The organism is Microcystis sp. M53598_WE2, assembly GCF_030067735.1.
Taxonomy (GTDB): domain Bacteria; phylum Cyanobacteriota; class Cyanobacteriia; order Cyanobacteriales; family Microcystaceae; genus Microcystis; species Microcystis aeruginosa.
The window spans coordinates 1-3,819 of record NZ_JASJFE010000559.1; the positions used below are offsets into that span (position 1 = coordinate 1).

4 protein-coding genes are annotated in these 3,819 nt (G+C 43.3%); all 4 read left to right on the plus strand.

Annotated features, from left to right (window positions below):
* The first annotated feature begins 338 nt into the window (after positions 1-338).
* The 4 genes from PX636_RS11395 to trxB all read left to right on the plus strand — a co-directional run bounded on the left by PX636_RS11395 (position 339) and on the right by trxB (position 3,674).
* Positions 339-1,109: an HAD family hydrolase gene (locus PX636_RS11395; RefSeq protein WP_288117247.1), complete on the plus strand. Its 771-nt coding sequence runs from the start codon at positions 339-341 to the stop codon at positions 1,107-1,109.
* A 134-nt stretch (positions 1,110-1,243) separates the two neighbouring features.
* A complete protein-coding gene (locus PX636_RS11400) occupies positions 1,244-1,831 on the plus strand; it encodes a Panacea domain-containing protein (RefSeq protein ID WP_288117249.1) in 588 nt (195 codons plus the stop codon).
* A complete protein-coding gene (locus PX636_RS11405) occupies positions 1,803-2,180 on the plus strand; it encodes a hypothetical protein (protein WP_002796042.1) in 378 nt (125 codons plus the stop codon). The genes PX636_RS11400 and PX636_RS11405 overlap by 29 nt, the downstream gene beginning before the upstream one ends.
* A 135-nt stretch (positions 2,181-2,315) precedes the next feature.
* Positions 2,316-3,674, plus strand: a complete 1,359-nt coding sequence (trxB, locus tag PX636_RS11410) for a thioredoxin-disulfide reductase (RefSeq protein WP_288117251.1) — start codon at positions 2,316-2,318, stop codon at positions 3,672-3,674.
* The last annotated feature ends 145 nt before the right edge of the window (positions 3,675-3,819 follow it).

Below are 3,819 nucleotides of genomic sequence, written 5' to 3' on the forward strand. Positions count from 1 at the left end.
ATGGCTTTAGAAACTTTCGGAATTTTTGGGTTAGAAGTATGTTATCTTGGCATCTTGTATGTTGATTTAGCATAAAGGGTAACGAAGAGCCATTTATTTAAGCTCAGATTTATATCGTGTTCATCATGTTTATATACAGGACAATCACCAAAATATCGTATATGCTGTATATGTGGGCTGGATTCATGTAGAGGGATTGAAAAATTCGGTTACAGAAATCATCAGACAGCTATGTTATATCAACGATGAAGCAAAGAATAGCTAATAGCGTGATGTCTTGGACAATTTTTTAATTTTCGCTGCGCTATACTGCCATTATTGAGATTAAACCAGCATTTATGCGTCAATCCCCCCGTATTCTAGCACTCGATTTTGATGGTGTTCTTTGTGATGGCATGATCGAGTATTTTCAGATTAGCAAACGCACCTATGAAACCCTTTGGCCGGAAATAATTCCCGAGGATTTTTTCCCGAGGTTTTCGCAACTTCGTCCCGTTATCGAAACCGGTTGGGAAATGCCTTTACTGTTGCGATCGCTCGTTCTCGGTATTCCCGACGGGGAAGCTTTAAATAATTGGCCGTCAATTGCTCAAAATCTGCTAGAAAGGGATAAAATAGCGAAAAAAGTTCTCTCAAATGCTCTCGATGGTCTTAGGGATCAATGGATTGAGTCGGATCTAGAGTCTTGGTTAGCCTTACATCAATTTTATCAACCCGCGATCAATCGCCTGGCCTCTCTTTTAGACTCGGATTTTTTGGTCTATATTATCACTACAAAAGAAAGTCGTTTTGTCAAGCAATTGTTACAAAAAGTAGCAATTAATTTTCCGGCAGCGAGATTAATTGGCAAGGAAATTAAACAGCCGAAATACCTGACTATTCAGCAAATACTGGCTAATTTACCCGAATCTCCCGCTAATTTGTGGTTTGTCGAGGATCGTCTCGATGCGTTGGAATTAGTGCAGCAACAAGCCGATTTAAACGATGTGGGCTTATATTTAGCCGATTGGGGATATAATACCGCCCAAATGCGCCAAAAAGTTGCTCAAGATACCCGCATTAAGCTTTTATCCCTATCTCAATTTGCGGCAGACTTCACCCACTGGTAGAGTCGGTGACGAAAAATATTAAAACTTCGTCCATTCCCCCATGAGCATTGTTAAGCTTTCTTCATACACTTGTACTAATTGTCAATTTCTTCTACAATGGTCATAGGTCGATATTCCAAAAATTTTGTGGAGCTATGATTGACTGCCTGACTGTGGCTCGCTACTTTATTATCAGAGCTTACGAGGATGGTATGGACGCTGAAATGACTAATATGAAAGTCCAAAAGCTTTTATATTATGCACAGAGCTTGCATTTGGCCCTATACGATGAACCATTGTTTAAGGAGGAAATTCAAGCATGGCGTTACGGTCCGGTTTGTCCTGCTGCTTATAAGTTCTACAGTGATTTTGAGGCTGAACAATTACCAATTCCTCGCCAAGAATCCTTATCTGGGCTGCCATCGGAGAAAAAAGAACTTTTAGCAGAAATTTGGCAATATTTCGGTAACTACCACGCCTATCGGTTGAGTGATATGACTCACGCGGAATTTCCCTGGAAAAAGGCTCGTAAAGGTCTGCCACCAGAAGAAAGTTCCACAGAGCCAATTCTCCTTGATGATATGAAAGCATTAGGTTATCAAAAGCTTGATTTGATAGAACAGGAACATCCGGCCTACAAAGCAGCCATGTCTGAAGTTTTGAAGGAAGCATTGGCGACGGAATCTTCTCATCCTATTGGGAAAGGAGAAGTGCATGACTGGCTCAATTCCCTTCTCGATTGAATCTTCTGACAACTTCGAGCGCTCTTTCAAAAAACTGGCAAAAGTTCACAAAAATAGCTTTGTTGAACTTATTGCCAAAACTTTAGAGGATTTAATCGATGACCAATATCCCCATAACTCCCGTCAGGAACCTCTACCGGGGAAAATTCAGTTGCCGGAAGGCTGGACTTTTCACAAGCTCGATATCCGGGTTTCAAAAGGTGCTGCGGGGCAAATTAGATTAATGTATTTGGTGAGCGCGACTACCTACACAATTAAACTGGTTTGGATTTACAGCCATGAGCAGTTTGTCAAACGTCCTGCTGATGCCGATTTAAAAGCTATTATCCGAGATATTCTGGATTTTTAGGCAGAAATCTACTTCTTGGTAGGTTAGGACGCATATTAAACTGATGGGTAAACTATCTAACTTATCGTCGTCTAACCCACCCGACATTATCTGCTATACTAAAAAGCGTAGTCGTTATGAGTTGCATTTACGGTTATGACTGTCGAGAATTTAGTCATTATTGGTTCGGGACCCGCGGGATATACGGCGGCGATTTATGCGGCGCGTGCGAACTTAAAACCCTTGATGTTTGAGGGTTTCCAAGCGGGAGGCATTCCGGGGGGACAATTGATGACCACCACAGAAGTAGAAAATTTCCCCGGTTTTCCCGAAGGAATCACCGGTCCGAAGCTGATGGAAAGAATGAAGGAACAGGCCGAAAGATGGGGGACCCAATGCTATACCGAAGATGTTATCTCGGTGGATTTAAGTCAGCGTCCTTTTGCCATTCGTTCCACCGACCGGGAAGTTAAGGCTAATAGTATTATTATCGCCACGGGAGCCACTGCCAAACGCTTAGGATTACCCAGCGAGGCCCAATTCTGGAGTAACGGGATTTCTGCTTGTGCTATCTGTGACGGTGCTACACCGATATTTAGAGAGGAAAACCTCGCTGTAATCGGTGGCGGTGACTCGGCGGCAGAAGAAGCCGTATATTTAACTAAATACGGCTCTCACGTCCATTTATTAATTCGCGGGGAAGCGATGCGTGCCTCGAAAGCAATGCAGGACCGGGTGTTAAATAATCCGAAAGTTACCGTTCATTTTCACACCCAAGCGGTGGATGTGTTCGGTACAGGCAGTAAAATGGCAGGAATACGCATTAAAAACTCGCAAACGGGAGAAATCAGTGAATTAGCCGTTAGAGGGTTATTTTATGCCGTCGGTCACACTCCCAATACTTCCCTATTCCAAGGACAACTAGAATTAGACGAGGTGGGTTATGTGAAAGTCAAACCGGGAACCGTTGCTACCAGCGTCGAGGGGGTTTTTGCCGCCGGAGATGTGCAGGACCACGAATACCGTCAGGCAATCACTGCCGCAGGTACGGGGTGTATGGCGGCGTTATTGGCAGAAAGATGGTTATCGGAGCATAATTTAATCCAAGAATACCGTCAATCAGCCACTTCTGAACATTACGAGACGAAAACCGTTAGCGAAACCCCGGCCGATACGGAGGAAACTTTTGATATTCACAAAACCCGTCACGTTGGGGGTTATGCTTTGCGGAAATTATTCCATGATGGCGATCGCTTGTTAATGGTAAAATATGTTTCTCCCACCTGTGGCCCCTGTAAAACCCTGAAACCGATTTTAGATAAAGTGGTCGATGAGTACGATGGCAAAATTTATTTTGTGGAAATTGACATCGAAGCTGACCCAGAAATTGCCAAAATGGGTCAAGTAACCGGTACTCCCACGGTACAATTCTTTAAGGAGCGGGAATTAGTGAAAGAAATGCGCGGAGTCAAACAAAAAAGCGAATTTCGTCAAGTAATTGAGAGTTATCAATAATCAGTTATCAGTTATCAGTTATCAGTTATCAGTTATCAGATGTGAGTTTTGAGTTTACTGTTTACTGAAAAAGCTCCCCACACCCCACACCCCACACCCCACACCCCATGCTAGAGGCCTTACAATTTGATTTTATGCGCCATGC

What these genes read in the sequence shown, in the direction of transcription:
- PX636_RS11405 (WP_002796042.1), top strand. Translation starts at nt 1,803, where the DNA reads ATGACTGGCTCAATTCCCTTCTCGATTGAATCTTCTGACAACTTCGAG.
- PX636_RS11395 (WP_288117247.1), top strand. Translation starts at nt 339, where the DNA reads ATGCGTCAATCCCCCCGTATTCTAGCACTCGATTTTGATGGTGTTCTT.
- trxB (WP_288117251.1), top strand. Translation starts at nt 2,316, where the DNA reads ATGACTGTCGAGAATTTAGTCATTATTGGTTCGGGACCCGCGGGATAT.
- PX636_RS11400 (WP_288117249.1), top strand. Translation starts at nt 1,244, where the DNA reads ATGATTGACTGCCTGACTGTGGCTCGCTACTTTATTATCAGAGCTTAC.